14 protein-coding genes are annotated in these 16,463 nt (G+C 63.0%); 6 read left to right on the plus strand and 8 right to left on the minus strand.

What is annotated here, in order from left to right; translation table 11 throughout:
* Positions 1-3: 3 nt before the first annotated feature.
* Complete coding sequence (locus ACMGE0_RS01205; RefSeq protein ID WP_085420801.1) at positions 4-591, minus strand: ANTAR domain-containing response regulator; 588 nt, start codon at positions 589-591, stop codon at positions 4-6.
* A 150-nt stretch (positions 592-741) separates the two neighbouring features.
* On the opposite strand from ACMGE0_RS01205, the gene ACMGE0_RS01210 reads away from it, so the two are divergent.
* Positions 742-3,192, plus strand: coding sequence for a DNA translocase FtsK (locus ACMGE0_RS01210; RefSeq protein ID WP_436814035.1), 2,451 nt, complete (start codon positions 742-744; stop codon positions 3,190-3,192).
* Between the two features lie 34 nt (positions 3,193-3,226).
* Here ACMGE0_RS01210 and ACMGE0_RS01215 read toward each other — a convergent pair whose 3' ends face one another.
* From ACMGE0_RS01215 to ACMGE0_RS01230, 4 genes are all read right to left on the minus strand, one after another.
* Entirely contained in the window at positions 3,227-4,396 is a 1,170-nt protein-coding gene (locus tag ACMGE0_RS01215; protein ID WP_436814036.1) for a pyridoxal phosphate-dependent aminotransferase, read from the minus strand.
* A gap of 76 nt (positions 4,397-4,472) precedes the next feature.
* Positions 4,473-5,000 carry an NADH-dependent FMN reductase SmoA gene (smoA, locus tag ACMGE0_RS01220; protein ID WP_436814037.1) on the minus strand — a complete coding sequence of 176 codons (528 nt, stop codon included), beginning with the start codon at positions 4,998-5,000 and terminating at the stop codon, positions 4,473-4,475.
* Positions 4,997-5,890, minus strand: a complete 894-nt coding sequence (locus ACMGE0_RS01225) for an aldo/keto reductase (RefSeq protein WP_436814494.1) — start codon at positions 5,888-5,890, stop codon at positions 4,997-4,999. The genes smoA and ACMGE0_RS01225 overlap by 4 nt, the downstream gene beginning before the upstream one ends.
* 14 nt (positions 5,891-5,904) lie before the next feature.
* Entirely contained in the window at positions 5,905-7,062 is a 1,158-nt protein-coding gene (locus ACMGE0_RS01230) for an LLM class flavin-dependent oxidoreductase (protein ID WP_436814038.1), read from the minus strand.
* A gap of 103 nt (positions 7,063-7,165) precedes the next feature.
* Here ACMGE0_RS01230 and ACMGE0_RS01235 point away from each other — a divergent pair, with 103 nt between their 5' ends.
* Together ACMGE0_RS01235 and ACMGE0_RS01240 are read left to right on the plus strand one after the other, a co-directional pair.
* Entirely contained in the window at positions 7,166-7,870 is a 705-nt protein-coding gene (locus tag ACMGE0_RS01235; RefSeq protein ID WP_436814039.1) for a GntR family transcriptional regulator, read from the plus strand.
* A gap of 25 nt (positions 7,871-7,895) precedes the next feature.
* Positions 7,896-9,887, plus strand: a complete 1,992-nt coding sequence (locus tag ACMGE0_RS01240) for an alpha-glucosidase (protein ID WP_436814495.1) — start codon at positions 7,896-7,898, stop codon at positions 9,885-9,887.
* A 173-nt stretch (positions 9,888-10,060) separates the two neighbouring features.
* Here the strand turns inward: ACMGE0_RS01240 and ACMGE0_RS01245 are convergent, their stop codons facing one another.
* Genes ACMGE0_RS01245 through ACMGE0_RS01255 form a run of 3 tightly spaced genes read right to left on the minus strand, consistent with a single transcriptional unit; the run spans position 10,061 to position 13,069 of the window.
* Positions 10,061-10,702, minus strand: a complete 642-nt coding sequence (locus ACMGE0_RS01245; protein ID WP_436814040.1) for a ThuA domain-containing protein — start codon at positions 10,700-10,702, stop codon at positions 10,061-10,063.
* Between the two features lie 16 nt (positions 10,703-10,718).
* Complete coding sequence (locus ACMGE0_RS01250) at positions 10,719-11,822, minus strand: Gfo/Idh/MocA family protein (RefSeq protein WP_436814496.1); 1,104 nt, start codon at positions 11,820-11,822, stop codon at positions 10,719-10,721.
* Positions 11,823-11,869: 47 nt separating this feature from the next.
* Complete coding sequence (locus tag ACMGE0_RS01255; protein WP_436814041.1) at positions 11,870-13,069, minus strand: ROK family protein; 1,200 nt, start codon at positions 13,067-13,069, stop codon at positions 11,870-11,872.
* Between the two features lie 232 nt (positions 13,070-13,301).
* Between ACMGE0_RS01255 and ACMGE0_RS01260 the strand changes: the two genes are divergently transcribed.
* The 3 genes from ACMGE0_RS01260 (at position 13,302) to ACMGE0_RS01270 (ending at position 16,450) form a co-directional block, all read left to right on the plus strand.
* Positions 13,302-14,600, plus strand: a complete 1,299-nt coding sequence (locus ACMGE0_RS01260; RefSeq protein ID WP_436814042.1) for an extracellular solute-binding protein — start codon at positions 13,302-13,304, stop codon at positions 14,598-14,600.
* Positions 14,601-14,670: 70 nt separating this feature from the next.
* On the plus strand, positions 14,671-15,609 hold the full coding sequence (locus ACMGE0_RS01265) for a carbohydrate ABC transporter permease (RefSeq protein ID WP_436814043.1): 939 nt from the start codon (positions 14,671-14,673) through the stop codon (positions 15,607-15,609).
* Positions 15,602-16,450 carry a carbohydrate ABC transporter permease gene (locus tag ACMGE0_RS01270; RefSeq protein WP_436814044.1) on the plus strand — a complete coding sequence of 283 codons (849 nt, stop codon included), beginning with the start codon at positions 15,602-15,604 and terminating at the stop codon, positions 16,448-16,450. The genes ACMGE0_RS01265 and ACMGE0_RS01270 overlap by 8 nt, the downstream gene beginning before the upstream one ends.
* The last annotated feature ends 13 nt before the right edge of the window (positions 16,451-16,463 follow it).

The raw sequence follows: 16,463 nt of genomic DNA on the forward strand, positions 1-16,463 counted from the left end.
GCATCACATCAGCAGCCCGGCTGCCGTCACCACGCTCTGGGCGATCTCGGATATCTTTTTCTTCTCGTTCATGGCGGTCTGGCGAAGCAGTGCGAAGGCGTCCTCTTCCGAAAGGCCGCGCATCTTCATGAGAATGCCCTTGGCGCGCTCGATGACCTTGCGTTCCTCCAGCGCCGATTTCGCATCGGCGAGTTCGCGCTGCAGCCGGCTGAAGGCGTTGAAGCGGCTTACCGCCATGTCAAGGATCGGCTTGACGCGCTCCTTTTTCAGCCCGTCGACCACATAGGCAGAAACGCCGGCTTCCACGGCGGCCTCGATGGAGGCGGTGTCGGAGCGGTCCACAAACATGGCGATCGGCCGGCTGACCGTTCGCGTGAGCTGGAACAGGTGCTCCATCATGTCGCGGTTCGGGTTCTCGATATCGATGACGATGACGTCCGGCTTCAGCGTATCGATGATGCGGGCGACGCCCTGCACCTCATGGATCACCGTGACATTGCCATGCCCGGCCTCCCGCAGCCCTTCCTCGATGATGGAAGCGCGAATGGCATTTTCGTCGATAACCAGAATGGTGAGATCGGGTGCCGGCATCCCATAGTGTTGCCGCAGTGCAGCAACCTTGGCAAGCGTCATGATCAGGCCTGGGGATTTGTTTCGCCACGAGCCGGACGGAAAGGACCAGTTAACCTTTATTTTTTACTTCATGGATAGATGTGCCCTCTCGTTTCTCGTCCGGTTCTCATGCAATTCACACGCAATAATTTTCCTCAGAGTTCCGATCCAGCCAGCACCGAAGACGATGCAGTCGAGGTGGTGCGGCAGAATGTTCGCCAGCAGAGCCTGGCCGACTTCAATCAGCCCGTCATAGACCAGGCGCCCTGGCAGGCGGCGTTCCGGCTCGCGCCGAACGTGCGGTTCACCCGCACGCCGGAAAGCGTTCTCAATCGCAAGCAGGCAGAGGCCGAGCCGCTTCCGGCGCAGATAGACGACGCTGCCGAATACCAAGCGATCGAACCGGCTGCCGAACCTGTCGAAGCCATCTCGGCCGAGTCGTTTGCGGCGGTTGCACGTGATTCGGATGCCGCGCACGAAACGCCGGCAGTGCCGCTCGACCAGATCGCCGGCCTGCAGCAGCTCGCCGCAACAATGCGGCAGCCGGTTGTCGCTGCACCCCGGTCTGGCATTCCGGCGGCTGTCGCCGAGGCGACGCAGCCGGAGCCCGTGCAGGAGATGCCCGCGATCACAGCCCCGCGCCAGGATATCGCGATCTCCGACTTCGCCTTTTGGGACGCCATGCCGTTCGAACTGGAGGGGCCGGCCGTTGTCGAGCCTGTTCCGGCACCGCCGCAGCCGGCAGAACCGCCGGTCGTGCGGGCCAACCAGCCGGTGACGGCTCTCTATCGGGAAGTGCCGCGCAAGGCGGCCGCCCGGACGCTCGTGGTCGCGCCATCCCCGAGACCGGAGCCGGTCAAGGCTCCTGAGCGCAAAGTGTCTGCTCAGGTCGTTCCGGCGCCGGTGGTGGTGGCTGAGGCTCCTCTGGTGTCGGAGCCGCCGCGGCCAACCCCCGTTTTCACGGCAGCTCCTGCGCCGGTTCCCCAATCCGAGCCGGCCCGTCCGCAGACCGTCCGGCCGGCGGTAGCCGAATACGAATTCCCGCCGATCTCGCTTCTGCAGGAGCCGCGCGGCGAGCGGGGCCAGGCCATGCAGCCGGACGCCCTGCAGCAGAGCGCCGGCCTGCTCGAGAGCGTTCTCGAAGATTTCGGCGTGCGCGGCGAGATCATCGACGTCAGGCCGGGTCCGGTCGTGACGCTCTACGAGTTCGAGCCGGCGCCGGGCGTCAAATCATCGCGCGTCATCGGTCTCTCCGACGATATCGCCCGCTCGATGTCGGCGCTGTCCGCGCGTGTGGCTGTTGTGCCCGGCCGCAACGTCATCGGTATCGAACTGCCGAACGCGACCCGCGAGACGGTCTATTTCCGCGAGCTCATCGAATGCGAGGACTATTGGGAGACCAAGCACCGGCTGGCGCTCTGCCTCGGCAAGACGATCGGCGGCGAGCCTGTCATCGCCGAACTCGCCAAGATGCCGCATCTGCTCGTCGCCGGCACGACCGGCTCCGGCAAATCGGTCGCCATTAACACCATGATCCTGTCGCTCCTCTACCGGCTGCGCCCGGAAGAATGCCGCCTGATCATGATCGATCCGAAGATGCTCGAGCTTTCCGTCTATGACGGCATACCGCATCTGCTGACGCCCGTCGTGACCGATCCCAAGAAGGCGGTCCTGGCGCTGAAATGGGCGGTCCGCGAGATGGAGGACCGCTATCGCAAGATGTCGCGCCTCGGCGTCCGCAATATCGACGGCTACAACCAGCGCGCGGCGCAGGCGCGGGAAAAGGGCGAGGTCATCACCGTCAGCGTGCAGTCCGGCTTCGACCGCACGACCGGCGAGATCGTCTACGAGGAACAGGAACTCGACCTATCGCCGATGCCCTATATCGTCGTCATCGTCGACGAGATGGCCGACCTGATGATGGTGGCCGGCAAGGATATCGAAGGGGCGATCCAGCGGCTGGCGCAGATGGCGCGCGCTGCCGGCATCCATCTCATCATGGCGACGCAGCGTCCCTCGGTCGACGTCATCACCGGTACGATCAAGGCCAACTTCCCGACCCGTATCTCCTTCCAGGTGACGTCGAAGATCGACAGCCGCACCATTCTCGGCGAGCAGGGGGCCGAACACCTGCTCGGCCAGGGCGACATGCTGCATATGGCGGGCGGCGGGCGGATTTCCCGCGTCCACGGCCCGTTCGTCTCGGATGCGGAAGTGGAATCGGTCGTCCGCCATCTGAAGACGCAAGGGCGCCCGGACTATCTCGGAACGGTCACCGAGGATGAGGAAGAGGCCGAAGGCGAGGAAGCTTCGCAGGAAGCCGTCTTCGACAAGAGTTCCATGGGTGGAGACGACAGCGACGAGCTCTACGAAAAGGCCGTGAAGGTGGTCATGAAGGACCGCAAGTGCTCGACCTCCTACATCCAGCGCCGGCTCTCGATCGGCTACAATCGCGCCGCCTCGCTGGTCGAGCGCATGGAACAGGAAGGGCTCGTCGGCCCCGCCAACCACGTCGGCAAGCGCGAAATCATCTCGGGCGGACGCCCGGGTGCGGCGGTGCCGGATGGTTTTGAGGAGTGAGGCGCGGCGTTGTGCGCTTCGTTCCCGATAAGCCTCAACGGCTGCGAATGTAATCGCTCAGCCTCTGCGCCGCGTCCTCCACCTGCAGCGGATCACGCAGGTAGCAGGCGCGCATGAAGCCTTGGCCGCCGGGGCCGAAGGCGGTTCCCGGCGCCATGCCGACGCCCGTCTGGTCGACGATCCTGAACGCCTCGTCGCGGCTGTCGGTGACGCCGTCGATCTTCAGGAAAGCGTAGAGCGCGCCGTCCGGCTTTCGGGTCTCGACACGATTGGTCGCGATCAGCGCGTCGCAGAGGATGTCGCGGGATTTTCGCGCCCGTTCCACATTCGAGCGGATGAAATCGTCGCCCTCTTCGAGAGCTGCGATCGCGCCCTTCTGCATGAATTGCGCGACGCCTGACGTGGAATACTGGATGAGGTTGGTCAGCGTCTGGCCGGTCCCCGCCGGCGCCACCATCCAGCCGACGCGCCAGCCGGTCATGCACCAGTTCTTCGAGAAGGAATTGGCGAAGATGATCCGGTCTTCCGGCTCCATGACGTCCATAAAGGATGGGGCACGGGCGCCTTCGAAATAATAGAGGCCGTAGATCTCGTCGGCGACGATCCACAGCCCGCGCTTGCGGGCAAGCTCCAGGATCGCCTTGAGATCTTCGCGCGTCGCGGTCCAGCCGGTCGGGTTGGAGGGCGAGTTGATGAAGAGCGCGCTCGTTTTCGGCGTGATTGCCGCTTCGAGACGCTCGATGTCCAGCACCCAGCGGCCGTCTGTGAAGCCGAGCTGAACCATAACGGGCTTGGCTTCGGAAACGCCGATGGCGTTCACGACGTTCGGCCAGGCGGGCGAGAGGTAGACGATCTCGTTGCCGGCGGAAGCGACCGTCTGGATCGCCAGCACGATCGACTGCATGCCCGAGCCTGTGACGTAGATATTGTCAGCCGAAAGGTTGGCGCCGTAATGCCGCTGGTAATAGCGGACGATCGCTTCGCGCAGCGCCGGAATGCCTTGCGTCCAGGTGTAGAAGGTCTCGCCGGCGAGAAGCGCCTCGCTTGCGGCGCGGGTGATGAAATCCGGCGTCGGAAGATCGCCTTCGCCGATCCAGAGCGGCATCAGGTTCTCGCGGCCTCTGGCATAGGTGACGATCTCGCCAATGCCGCTGCGCGGCGCTGCCGCGGCGCGGGCGCTGATATCCGGTCTGATGATGGTCATGGATGGCCTGTCGATACGGGAATGGTGTTTTCCTGCGTAGGCCCGGACCCTATTCCCGGTCAATATGTTTCAGGCGTCAGTGGCCCTGAAAACGGCCGAACGTGCCGCGCGAGAAGCATAAGGGATCGCCCTCGCGGTGGGCGGCGCGCAGCACGCGGCCGAGGATCAGCGTATGGTCGCCGGCGTCGTGCAGGTCGGAGCGTTCGCATTCGAAGCGGGCGAGCGTGCCGGGGATGACCGGCGCGCCTTCCATGTTTTCGATCCAGTCGAGCCCTTCGAAACCCGCTCCATTGCGGGTGAAACGGGCGCTCAGGCGATCCTGCTCGGCACTCAGCACATGGATGACAAAATGGCTTGCCGCCGTGAAGGCCTGATGGCGCGACGAACTTTTCGCCGGCGACCAGAGGACGAGCGGCGGGTCGAGCGATACCGACGTGAAGCTGTTGACCGTGATGCCGATCGGTCCGTCCGGCGTCCTTGCCGTCACCACCGTCACGCCGGTCGTGAACGTGCCGAGCGCATTGCGGTAATGCCGGGCGGTCGATGCGTCTGGAATGAAGACCTGCTCGTTCAGGCCGTGGGTGACGTCGGCTGATATCGTCATGGCACCTGCTTTCCGATGGCAGCGGTATAGAGTTCGAACCAGGTCTGGCGATCGATCGCCACTTTCGCGGCGTCGGCGATCTTCTTGATGCGATCGAGATTGTTGGTGCCGAGCACCGGCAGGATGCTCGCCGGATGGGCGAGCAGCCATGCGACCGCGACGGCCGTCGCATCGACACCCTGTTCGGCGGCGATCCGGTCGAACACCGCCATCAACTCCCGGTTTTCCGGCTTGAAGAGCGAACCGCCGCCGAGCGGCGACCAGGCCATCGGCGCGATATTGCGTTCCTGCAGATAGGCAAGGTCGCCATTGACGAAGGAATCCGTCGCGACAAGGCTCATCTCGATCTGGTTGGTGACGAGTTCCGCTTCCATCGAGGACTGCAGCAGCGAAAAATCCCAGGGGCGGAAATTCGAAACGCCGACGGCGCGCACCTTGCCGGATGCCACGAGCGCGTCGAGCGCCGGCCCGGTTTCGTCCGGATCCATGAACGGATCGGGCCGGTGGATGAGGAACAAGTCGATATAATCCGTCGCCATGTCGCGCAGCGAGGCCTCGACCGACGCGTTGATGTGCCCGGCGCCGGTATCATAGTGCTTGCCGCGGACGGCCGAATGCCGGCCGGCCGGCGCGACGATGCCGCATTTGGTGACGATCTCGATCTTTTCGCGCAGGACCGGTGAGGCCTTCAGCGCGCCACCGAAGATCGCTTCGGCCGTGTAGCCGCCATAGATGTCGGCATTGTCCATGGTGGTGATGCCTTGCTCGAGGCAGGCTTCGACCTTGGCTTGGACATGTTTCGGCGAAGTATCGGCATCGTCGCCGATGCGCCACAGGCCGTAGACGAGGCGGCTGAGTTCGAGTTCGGGCGAAAGTTGGATGCGATCCAATCGAGTATTGGCCATCAGTGACGTTTCCCTGTGCCGAGCGGGGTTGCGGGTGTCCCGGCCGGGACACGGCCATAGACATGCGGCAGCGAACAGGTCTTGAGCTGCGGCAGCACCTTCTGGCCGAAATGCTCCGCCTCGTCGAGATGGGGATAGCCCGAAAAGATGAAGGCCCTGACACCCATCTTCTTGTAGGCTTCGATTTCCGAAAGCACCTGATCGGTGGAGCCGACGAGCGCTGCGCCGCAACCGGAGCGCGCCCGGCCGATGCCGGTCCAGAGGTGGCGCTCGGCATAGCCGAACTTGTCGGCGAGCTCGCGGGTGCGCGCCTGATGGGAAACGCCGAGCGAGGTGCTGTCATGGGCGCGGCCACGGATCAGCCGGCCGTATTCGTCGTCCAGTTTCGAGACGAGATGCTCGGCATAATCCCGGGCTTCCTGTTCGGTATCGCGGACGATCATGTGGACGCGCAGGCCATAATCGAGGGTCCGGCCATGGGCTTCGGCGCGAGCGTGCACGGCCTTCATGCGTTCGGCGATCTGCTCCTTCGGCTCGGGCCACATGAGATAGACGTCGCATTGCGCGCCGCAGAGTTCCAGGGCATCCGGCGAATAGCCGCCGAAATAAAGGAGCGGGCCGCCGTTCTGCTGATAGGGCGTGGCCGGGTCGGTCGTGACGCCCTTGAAATTGTAGACCTCGCCTTCATGATCGATCGTGTCGCGCGTCCAGGCCTGGCGGAGGATCTGCACGACCTCGTGGCTGCGGCGATAACGGAAGGCGCTGTCGGCCACTTCGCCCGGGAAATCCGAGCTGATGACGTTGAGCGTCAGGCGGCCCTTCAGCATGTGGTCGAGGGTTGCGACGGTGCGGGCGAGCATGATCGGCTGCATCTCGCCGCAGCGGATCGCGGCGAGAAGGTTGATCCTGTCGGTCATTTGCGAGCAGGCGGCGACGAAGCTCAGCGTGTCCTGCCCGACCTGATAGGAGGAAGGGCAGAGGATGTTGCGGAAGCCGAGCGCCTCGCTCTTCCTCACGATCTCGGAGCAGTGCTCGAAGCTCGATTTCAGGGCGTCGTCGGGAACGCCGAGATAGGCATAGTCGTCCGAGCAGAGAGCGGCGAACCAGGAAATTTCGGCCGCATCGAGATCCGGCGACGTGATCGGAACAACGGTCATTCAAAATCCTCCTCCGCTGTTGACGCTTGACACTTGCATAACATCTGATTTGATGTAGATCAATGATGTATCAATTTTCTCTTGGGGAGGGAGAAACGCGTCGATGGAAAGCCATCCCGGCAGCCTGCCGATCTATCTGCAGATCACCGAACTCCTGGTGCGCGATATCGCGGCCGGCCGGCTGGTCGATGGCGAGAAGCTCGCGCCGGAGCGCGATATGGCGGCCGAACTCGGCATTGCGGTCGGCACGTTGCGGAAGGCGCTGGCGGAGCTCCAGAGCCGCGGGCTTCTGGAACGGGTGCAGGGCTCGGGGAACTATATCCGGGCGATCAGCGACCCGAAAAGCGTCTATGCCATGTTCCGCCTGGAGCTCATCCAGGGCGGCGGACTGCCGACTGCCGAGGTGATCGATGTCGAGCGGCTCGACAAATCCAAGGACCTGCCGAAGTTCGGCTTTTCTCCGGAAGGCCATCGCATCCGGCGGATACGGCGGTTGTCGGGGAAGGTGGCGGCACTGGAGGAAATCTGGCTCGACGGCTCCTATGCGGGAACGATCGCGTGGGAGGACCTTTCGGAATCGCTTTATCTCTACTATCGCACGCGGCTCAATCTCTGGATCGTCCGGGCCGAGGACAGGATCGGTCTCGATATCGTGCCCGATTGGGCGCCGCCGGTCTTCGGCCACAAACCGGGTGCGCCGATTGCCCACGTGCTGCGCATGAGCCAGGCGCAGGACGGCGCGGTGGCCGAGGTTTCCCGTACATGGTTCGACCATTCCGTGGCGCGCTACGTGTCGCGCTTGAGGTAGGCCGATGGACTTGCATACCCGACAGATGACATTCGAAAGCACGCCCGACGGCTTCTTCATCTCGCTGAACGGCCGGACGATCCTCCGGCACAGCGCTTCCTCGCCCTGCATTTTCGTGGGAGAGGGCCAGGAGCGGATGGATATGTACCGCGGCAATTTCGAGGTCGAGGATTATATCGTCGAGCGCAGTCCGCTCAGGCATGCGGCTGTCGAGGGGGATACGATCAGCCTCTCGGAAGCGGAGGGAAGGGCGCCGCGCCTCGAATTGACGATCGCGGAATCGGCGATCCATTTCCGTTCGCTGGACGGCCGCATCAACCGCTTCTGGATCCGCATCCATGCAAAGAACGACGAGCGTGTGTGGGGCGGCGGCGAGCAGATGTCCTATTTCGACATGCGCGGGCGCCGTTTTCCGCTCTGGACCTCCGAGCCGGGCGTCGGCCGCGACAAGACGAGCGAGATCACCTTCAAATCCGACCTGAAGGACAAGGCGGGCGGCGATTACTACAACACCAATTATCCGCAGCCGACCTATATCTCCTCGGCGCATTATGCGCTGCATGTGGAGACGACGGCCTATTCCGCTTTCGATTTCCGCCGCCAGACCTTTCATGAGATCGAGGTCTGGGCGGTGCCGGAGCGGATCGAGCTCTATTGCGCGCCGACCTTCGCCGAACTCGTCGAAACTCTGTCATCGCGTTTCGGACGGCAGCCGGAACTGCCGGATTGGGTCTACAACGGCGCGATCATCGGCCTCAAGGACGGGATGAATTCCTTCGACCGGCTGGACAGGATGCGGCAAGCGGGCGTTCGGGTTTCCGGCCTCTGGTGCGAGGATTGGGTCGGCATCCGCCAGACCTCGTTCGGCTCGCGCCTCTTCTGGGATTGGCAGGCGAACGATGAGCGCTATCCGGGCCTCAAGGAGCGCATCGCCAAGCTGAACACCGAGGGCATCCGCTTTCTCGGTTACGTGAACCCCTATCTCTGCGTCGATGGAGCATTGTTTCCGGAGGCGGAGGCGGCGGGTTATTTCGCCAAGGATCAGCTCGGCCGCACGGCCATCGTCGATTTCGGCGAGTTCGACTGCGGCGTCGTCGACTTCACTAATCCGGAGGCTGCGGAATGGTTTGCCGAAGAGGTGATCGGCCGGCGCATGCTGGATTTCGGACTGTCGGGGTGGATGGCCGATTTCGGCGAATACCTGCCGATAGATGTCGAGCTTGCGAACGGCATCGACGCCAAGCTGATGCACAATGCCTGGCCGGCGCTTTGGGCCGAAATCAATGCAAGAGCCGTCGAAAGCCGCGGCAGGACCGGCGAGGCGCTGTTCTTCATGCGGGCCGGCTTTACCGGGGTGCAGAAACATTGTCCGCTCTTATGGGGCGGCGACCAGTCGGTGGATTTCTCCCGTCATGACGGTCTCGTCACCGTCATATGTGCGGCGCTGTCGTCAGGCCTCCTGGGTAATGCCTATCATCATTCCGATATCGGCGGTTATACGAGCCTGTTCGGCAATGTCCGCACGCCCGAGCTTCTGATGCGCTGGGCGGAGATGGCGGCGTTCACGCCGGTGATGCGCAGTCATGAGGGCAACCGGCCACGCGACAACGTCCAGATCGACCAGGACCCGGAGGTGCTCGCGCATTTCGCAAGGATGACGCGGATCTACGTGCATCTGGCGCCGTATCTCAAGACCTTGTCGAAGGAGGCGGCCGCGCGCGGCCTGCCGGTGCAGCGGCCGCTCTTCCTGCATTACGAGCACGACCCGAAGACCTACGCGATCCAGGACAGCTATCTCTACGGTCCGGACCTGCTGGTGGCGCCGGTCTGGCATGCGGCTCAAGGTGAGCGCACCGTCTATCTGCCGGAAGGGGCGGATTGGGTGCATGTCTGGAGCGGCTGCGAATATGCCGGCGGTCAGGAGGTCACGGCGGCTTCGCCGCTCGGCAGCCCGCCGGTATTTTACCGGAAGGGTGCGTTGTTTGCCGGGATGTTTGAGGGGTTGAGGGGGATATAAGTGCGGCATACTCCCATCTCCCCCCTTGCGGGAGATGTCAGCAGAGCTGACAGAGGGGGGTGGCTCAGCGAACTCAACTGGCGAGGAGGATGTGGAACCACCCCCCTCTGCCTGCCGGCATCTCCCCCGCAAGGGGGGAGAAGGCCTAGAGGCGCTGCCTCGGCTTTACAGCCTTACCGAGCCGCCCAGTTCGCCCCACGTCTGAAAATCGTCCGCATCTGCGGCACGTCGAATTCCTTCGCCTGATGGCCGAGCGAGGAATAGAAGACGCGGCCATTGCCGTATTTCCGCTTCCAGACCACCGGCATCACGACGCCGTCGATCCACCAGGCATGCGCGCCGGTGAAGGTCGTTGTCGCCAGCACCTCGTTCGAGGGATCGACATGCATGTAATATTGCTCGGACGTGTAGGGGAAATCGGAAATCCCCTCCATCAACGGATCGTCGGGCCGAGTGATATTGACGGTGTAGTCGATGATGTTGCCCGGATGGGCGACCCATTGGCCGCCGATGATGAACTGGTAGTCGACCGACTCGCGGAAGGCATCGCCCGCGCCGCCGTGATAGCCGGCGATGCCGACGCCGCTTTCGACGGCTGCGGCGAGGTTCTTCACCTCTTCCTTCTCGATCTTCGACATGGTCATGATCGGCACGATGAGGCTCAGATCATGGATCGAGGGATCGGCGAAGGCTTCGGTCGAATGTTCGATATAGACCTTGAAGCCGTCCTCTTCGAGCATGTCCTTGATGATCTCGGCGCATTCCTGCGGCTCGTGGCCGCTCCAGCCGCCCCAGACGATCAGTGCTTCCCGCATTTCCTTTTCCTCCAGATTATTTGGCCAGCCGGCCGTCGACAAGCGAGGCCGACAGGGGCGCCGGGCGCTCCGTCGCCGTGGTGATCTTGATCGTACGGCCTTCGGCTGCGGCGGTGTGGAAGGCTTCCATCACCTCCAGCACATGCAGCGCAAGACCGCCGTCCGCCCGGTGCGGGCGGTTGGAGCGGATCGCGCAGGCCATGTCGGCGACGCCGAGCGAGCGGTAGTTGCCGTCCGCATAGGGCGCTGTCACCGGCTGGTCCTCGAACTGGCCGCCCTTCTTCAGGTATTCGACCCGTCCGCCGAAATGGTTCGGATCCGGCACGATCAGCGTGCCCTCCGTGCCGTAGACTTCCAGCGGCACATGCTTATGGCCGGCGACGTCGAAGCTCATGCCGATCTGCACGACCGCGCCGCTGGCAAAGCGCATTACGCCTGCCACATGGGTCGGCACATGCACGGAAATGCGTTCGCCGTTCCTCGGTTCGCTGGTGATGACGCGCTCCTTGCGGGGAGTGACCGCAAAGCCAGCGACCTGCGATACCGGTCCGAGCAGGTTGACGAGATCGGTGATGTAATAGGGGCCCATGTCGAGCATCGGTCCGCCGCCGACTTCGTAATAGAAGGCGGGATTGGGGTGCCAGCGCTCATGGCCGGGGCACATGAAGGTCGCCGTGCCGCCGACCGGTATCCCGATGACGCCCTGGTCGATCAGCGCGCGGGCGGTCTGGTGGCCGCCGCCGAGGAAGGTATCGGGTGCCGCGCCGATGCGCAGGCCCCTGGCTTTGGCAGCCTCGGCCAGTTTTTTTCCTTCCGCGAAATTAATTCCGAGCGGCTTTTCCGAATAGGTGTGCTTGCCCGCTTCGAGCGCTTGCAGGCCGACGGCCACATGCGCCTTCGGGATCGTCAGATTGACGATGATCTCGATCTGCGGGTCGGCGAGCAGTTCCTCGACGCTTCTGGCGGAGAGGTTGAATTCCGAAGCCTTCGCTTCCGCAAGGTCGCGGTTGAGATCGGCCAGACCGCGGATATCGAGGATCGGGAAGGCGGAAGCCATCGCCTTCAAGTAGGCGCTCGAAATATTGCCGCATCCGATGATGCCGATACCGACTTTGTCCATCATTCTCCTCCCGATGAATGCTGATGAATCCGGATGTCCGGGGCGCGTCAGAGCGCCGGCCCGGTGGTGCTCCAGGGCGATTCGTAAAGTTCGTAAAGCGCGACGGCTGCCGCCCCCTGCGCCCAGAAATCGTCCGTCGAATCGTCGAAGACGAGTTCGCTGACGCCTTTCAGCGACGGCGGGATGGCGAGCGCATAGGCATCGCGCAGGCTGTTCAGGAACGGTTCCCCGAGCGCCAGCGACGAGCCGACGAGGATGACCCTGGGCGGCGCGAACAGCGTGACGATATTGGCGATCGTCAGCCCGACGGCTTCGCCGGCGCGCATGGCGGCGCCGATCAGCCGGTCGTCGTCAGCCTGGATCAGCGCCTGCACGTGGCTCATGCCGCGGCCGAGCCGCACGGCTTCCGCAAAGCGCCCGTCCGTCTGCTGTTCGCCGAGGATCGCGCTTTCGCCCGCCCGGCTCGAAAGCCGCACGAGACCCTGCTGCCCCATGCCGAGCACCAGGTCGCCGAGATTATGGCTGAGGCCGCCGGCGCCACGGAAAAGCTGATTGCGGTGCAGGACGCCCAAGCCCAGCGTCTGCTCCAGCGATATCAGGACCATGTCCTCCAGGTGGCGGGCCTTGCCGAACCAGTGGTGCGCGAGCGTGATGGCGTGTGCGTCGCTTTCGATGATCGTCGGCGTCGACAGGCGCGCCGACATTTCCGCGGCGAAATCGATGTTCACTTCACGGAAGATCGGGCTCGACCGGATATGGCCGGTGCGATGCTCGATGACGCCCGGAATTCCGAGGCAGACGCTGTCGACATCCTCCAGCGACAGGTCGGCATCCACGACGCAGCGGCGCACGCCGTCTTCCACCAGGTCGGCGATGACGGCGATCGGCTGCCGGTCGATGCGGATCGGCAGCGTCAGCTTGGAAAGCACGTCGCCGCGGAAATTGGTGACGACGAAGACCATGCGATTTGCGGCGATCTTGGCACCGACGACGCGGGCGGCATCCGGATTGACCTCCAGCATGACGCGCGGCCGGCCGCGCACGGTCTCGTTGCGGATGTCGCCTTCATGACGGGTCAGGATCAATCCGTCATCCAGAAGGGAGGCGGTGATCGCCGAGACGGTGGTGGTCGAAAGCTCGGTTCGCTCGCTGATTTCCACCCGGGAGATCGGCCCGTGGCGCCGGATCGTGTCCAGCACGCTCAGGCGGTTGATGGCGCGCATCAGTTCGGGATCGGCAGTTTTCATCGTCTCGTGCGGGCACCCAACCCAGTCAGTGCCCCGCGTATTTTTTACGCATGGCAAATTAAATTCGCCTTCTTCTAAATCCGAATTTCGCGTTTGCGCAACAGGAATTTCTGCTTAAGCCTTCTTTTTAGGCGCTTTTTGCCACTTTCTCAGGCTGGCTATTGACAGAATGGGAAAGGCTGCGATTATTTAATCCGGGTACAGAAATAAAGCGCTACGGGAGGAGTGCGAAATGCTGACCATCGGTAAATCGGGAATTCGCTTTGCGTTTGCCAGCGTCATCGGAACGCTGGCTTTATGCGCGACGGCCGCCACGGCCTCGGCCGACGCGGTCGTGAAATGGCTGCACCTGGAGCTCAATCCGGAATATGTGAAAGTCTGGCGCGGCATCGCCGACAAGTATCAGGCCGAGCATCCCGGCGTGAAGATCGAGATGCAGTTTCTCGAAAACGAGGCCTTCAAGGCAAAGCTGCCGACGCTGCTGCAATCCGGCGATGCGCCGGACTTCTTCTACAGTTGGGGCGGCGGCGTGCTGAAACAGCAGCAGGCGACGGGCGCGCTCAAGGACATCACCGACAAGATGAAGGGGGATGGCGGCGCCTGGGGCAAGAGCTATAACCCCGCCGCTCTGAAGGCGGTCACCTTCGACGGCAAGATCAGTGCCGTGCCCTTCAAGATGGGAACCGTCAGCTTCTTCTATAACAAGGCTTACTTCGCAAAAGCCGGGGTCGATGCCGCGGGCATCAAGACCTGGGACGATTTTCTGGCCGCGGTCAAAAAGCTTAAAGATGCCGGGATCGTGCCGATTGCGGGAGGCGGCGGGGAGAAGTGGCCTATCCACTTCTACTGGAGCTACCTCGTCATGCGCAATGCCGGACAGCAGGGCTTCGACGCGATGAAGACCGGCGCGGGCGACGGCTTTGTGGCGCCTGAAGCAATAAAGGCCGGCGAGCAGCTTGCCGAACTCGGCAAGCTTGAACCGTTCCAGCCGGGCTATCTCGCCACGACCTGGCCCCAGGCACTCGGCGTCTTCGGCGACGGCAAAGCCGCGATGATCCTCGGTTTCGAGACGACGGAAGCTTTCCAGCGCAGGAATGCCGGCGACGGCAAGGGGCTCGCAAGCGACAATATCGGCCGGTTCGCCTTTCCCGTGGTGGCAGGCGGAGCCGGCCAGGCCACCGATACGCTGGGCGGCATCAACGCATGGGCCGTGACGGCGAAGGCGCCGCCGGAAACCCTGGATTTCCTCGCCTACCTGACGAATGCGGAAAACGAACGTCTCATGGCGAAATCGGGGATGATCCTGCCGGCGACGATCGGAGCGGAGGACGGCGTCACCAACCCGCTCCTTAGCGAGTCTGCAAAACAGCTCGAAGCGTCCACCTGGCACCAGAACTTCTTCGATCAGGAGCTGGGTCCCTCCGTCGGCCGTGTCGTGAACGATGCGTCGGTCGCCATCGTGTCGGGTCAGATGTCGCCGGAGGAAGGCGCGCAGACGATCCAGGACGCGGTGGAAATGGACAAGATGTGATGCGAGGCGCCGGCGGGGCCGATTGCCCCGGCCGGCGCGTTCCCTGCAGCCCATGACAGTCGGAACGAAAATGACCAATGTTTCTGCAACGACCGCCATCGGGCATGCGGCGGGCGCTACAGGCGTTGCCAGGCGCAGGAGCCCCACGGCACGGGGCCGGCTGCCGGTATTGATCCTGTTTCTGCCGCCGGCGCTTCTTCTTTTCACGATCTTCGTGATCATGCCGATGGGAGAGGCCGCCTGGTACAGCCTCTACCGGTGGGACGGCTACGGCCTGCCCGAACAGTTCGTGGGCTTGCGGAATTTCGAGGTGCTCTTCGGAAACGGCGCCTTTCTGACGGCCCTCAAGAACAACTTCCTGATCATCGTCGTTTCGCTGCTGCTGCAGATACCGCTCGCGATCTGGCTTGCCATGATGCTGGCGAACCGCATCAAGGGTGTGATCGTCTTCCGGTTGATCTTCTTCCTGCCCTATGTGCTTGCCGACGTGGCGGCCGGCCTCATCTGGCGCTTCGTCTATGACGGCGACTACGGGCTTTTCGCGGCCGTCGCCGGCTTCCTCGGGACGGAAACGCCCTATCTCCTCGCCGACAAGGACCTTGCCATCTATGCGGTGCTCGCCGTGGTGGTCTGGAAATATTTCGGCTTCCACATGATGCTCTTCATCGCCGGGCTCCAGTCCCTCGACAAGAGCGTCCTGGAGGCCGCCGAGATCGACGGCGCCACCGGCTGGCAGAAGTTCCGCTTCGTGACGCTGCCCCTCTTAGGCTCGACGCTGCGCCTGTCGGTGTTCTTTGCCGTGGTCGGATCGCTGCAACTGTTCGACATGATCATGCCGCTGACCGGCGGCGGTCCGTTCAATTCCACCCAGACCATGGTGACCTTCCTCTACAATTTCGGGGTCACCCGGATGCAGGTGGGTCTCGGAAGCGCGGTCGGCGTCGTCCTGTTCGTGATCTGCGTCACGCTCGCCTTCAGCTACAAACGGATATTCATGCGCCATGACTGAGACGGGATCCTCAATCCGGATGAGCGCCGGCACGAAAGTCTACCTCTACGTCTCGCTCACCATCATTGCGGCCGTCGTCGTCGTTCCGCTGCTGACGACGGCTCTCGGAGGCTTCAAGACGCTCGGCGATCTGCGCGTCAATCCGTTCGGCCTGCCGGCGGAATGGCAATGGTCCAACTATACCGACATCCTGTTCGGGGAGCGGTACTGGCGGCAGATGGTGAATTCGCTGATCATCGCCACGCTCACCGTGTTCCTCACAGTGTCCGTAGCGGCCATGGCGGCCTTCACCTTCGCCCACGTGCGGTTCTTCGGCTCGAATTTCCTGCTCAACTACTTTCTGATCGGACTGATGTTTCCCGCCGCCACGGCGATCCTGCCGCTCTTCATCCGCATTCGCGACCTCGGCCTGCTCAATTCCTATTGGGGCGTGGTTCTGCCGCAGGTCGCCTTCGGTCTCGGCATGAGCATCCTCCTGTTCCGGAATTATTTCCGCAATCTTCCGGAGGAACTGTTCCAGGCGGCCTTCGTGGACGGTTGCGGCTATATGCGCTTCTTCTGGCATGTCACCCTGCCGCTCTCCCGCCCGATCATCGCGACGGTCGCGATCGTTTCCTTCGTGGCGAGCTGGAACAGCTATATCCTGCCGCTCATCATGCTGAACTCGGAATCCATTTATCCATGGCCGCTGGGGATCATGGTCTACCGGGGAGAGTTCGGGACCGAGTGGCAACTGGTGCTCGCCTTCATCACGCTCACCATCCTGCCAACCATCATCGTCTTCTTCCTTGCCCAGAAGCACATCATCGCCGGCCTGACCGCCGGCGCCGTGAAGTCCTGACCGAAGATCGGAA

This window comes from Neorhizobium descurainiae (genome assembly GCF_051400715.1).
GTDB lineage: Bacteria > Pseudomonadota > Alphaproteobacteria > Rhizobiales > Rhizobiaceae > Neorhizobium.

Excerpts from the sequence above, each read along its gene's own strand:
- ACMGE0_RS01210 (WP_436814035.1), top strand. The coding sequence starts at position 742 with ATGCAATTCACACGCAATAATTTTCCTCAGAGTTCCGATCCAGCCAGC.
- ACMGE0_RS01205 (WP_085420801.1), bottom strand. The coding sequence starts at position 591 with ATGCCGGCACCCGATCTCACCATTCTGGTTATCGACGAAAATGCCATT.
- ACMGE0_RS01245 (WP_436814040.1), bottom strand. The coding sequence starts at position 10,702 with ATGCGGGAAGCACTGATCGTCTGGGGCGGCTGGAGCGGCCACGAGCCG.
- smoA (WP_436814037.1), bottom strand. The coding sequence starts at position 5,000 with ATGACGATATCAGCCGACGTCACCCACGGCCTGAACGAGCAGGTCTTC.
- ACMGE0_RS01260 (WP_436814042.1), top strand. The coding sequence starts at position 13,302 with ATGCTGACCATCGGTAAATCGGGAATTCGCTTTGCGTTTGCCAGCGTC.
- ACMGE0_RS01230 (WP_436814038.1), bottom strand. The coding sequence starts at position 7,062 with ATGACCGTTGTTCCGATCACGTCGCCGGATCTCGATGCGGCCGAAATT.
- ACMGE0_RS01265 (WP_436814043.1), top strand. The coding sequence starts at position 14,671 with ATGACCAATGTTTCTGCAACGACCGCCATCGGGCATGCGGCGGGCGCT.
- ACMGE0_RS01240 (WP_436814495.1), top strand. The coding sequence starts at position 7,896 with ATGACATTCGAAAGCACGCCCGACGGCTTCTTCATCTCGCTGAACGGC.
- ACMGE0_RS01270 (WP_436814044.1), top strand. The coding sequence starts at position 15,602 with ATGACTGAGACGGGATCCTCAATCCGGATGAGCGCCGGCACGAAAGTC.
- ACMGE0_RS01250 (WP_436814496.1), bottom strand. The coding sequence starts at position 11,822 with ATGGACAAAGTCGGTATCGGCATCATCGGATGCGGCAATATTTCGAGC.
- ACMGE0_RS01255 (WP_436814041.1), bottom strand. The coding sequence starts at position 13,069 with ATGAAAACTGCCGATCCCGAACTGATGCGCGCCATCAACCGCCTGAGC.
- ACMGE0_RS01215 (WP_436814036.1), bottom strand. The coding sequence starts at position 4,396 with ATGACCATCATCAGACCGGATATCAGCGCCCGCGCCGCGGCAGCGCCG.
- ACMGE0_RS01235 (WP_436814039.1), top strand. The coding sequence starts at position 7,166 with ATGGAAAGCCATCCCGGCAGCCTGCCGATCTATCTGCAGATCACCGAA.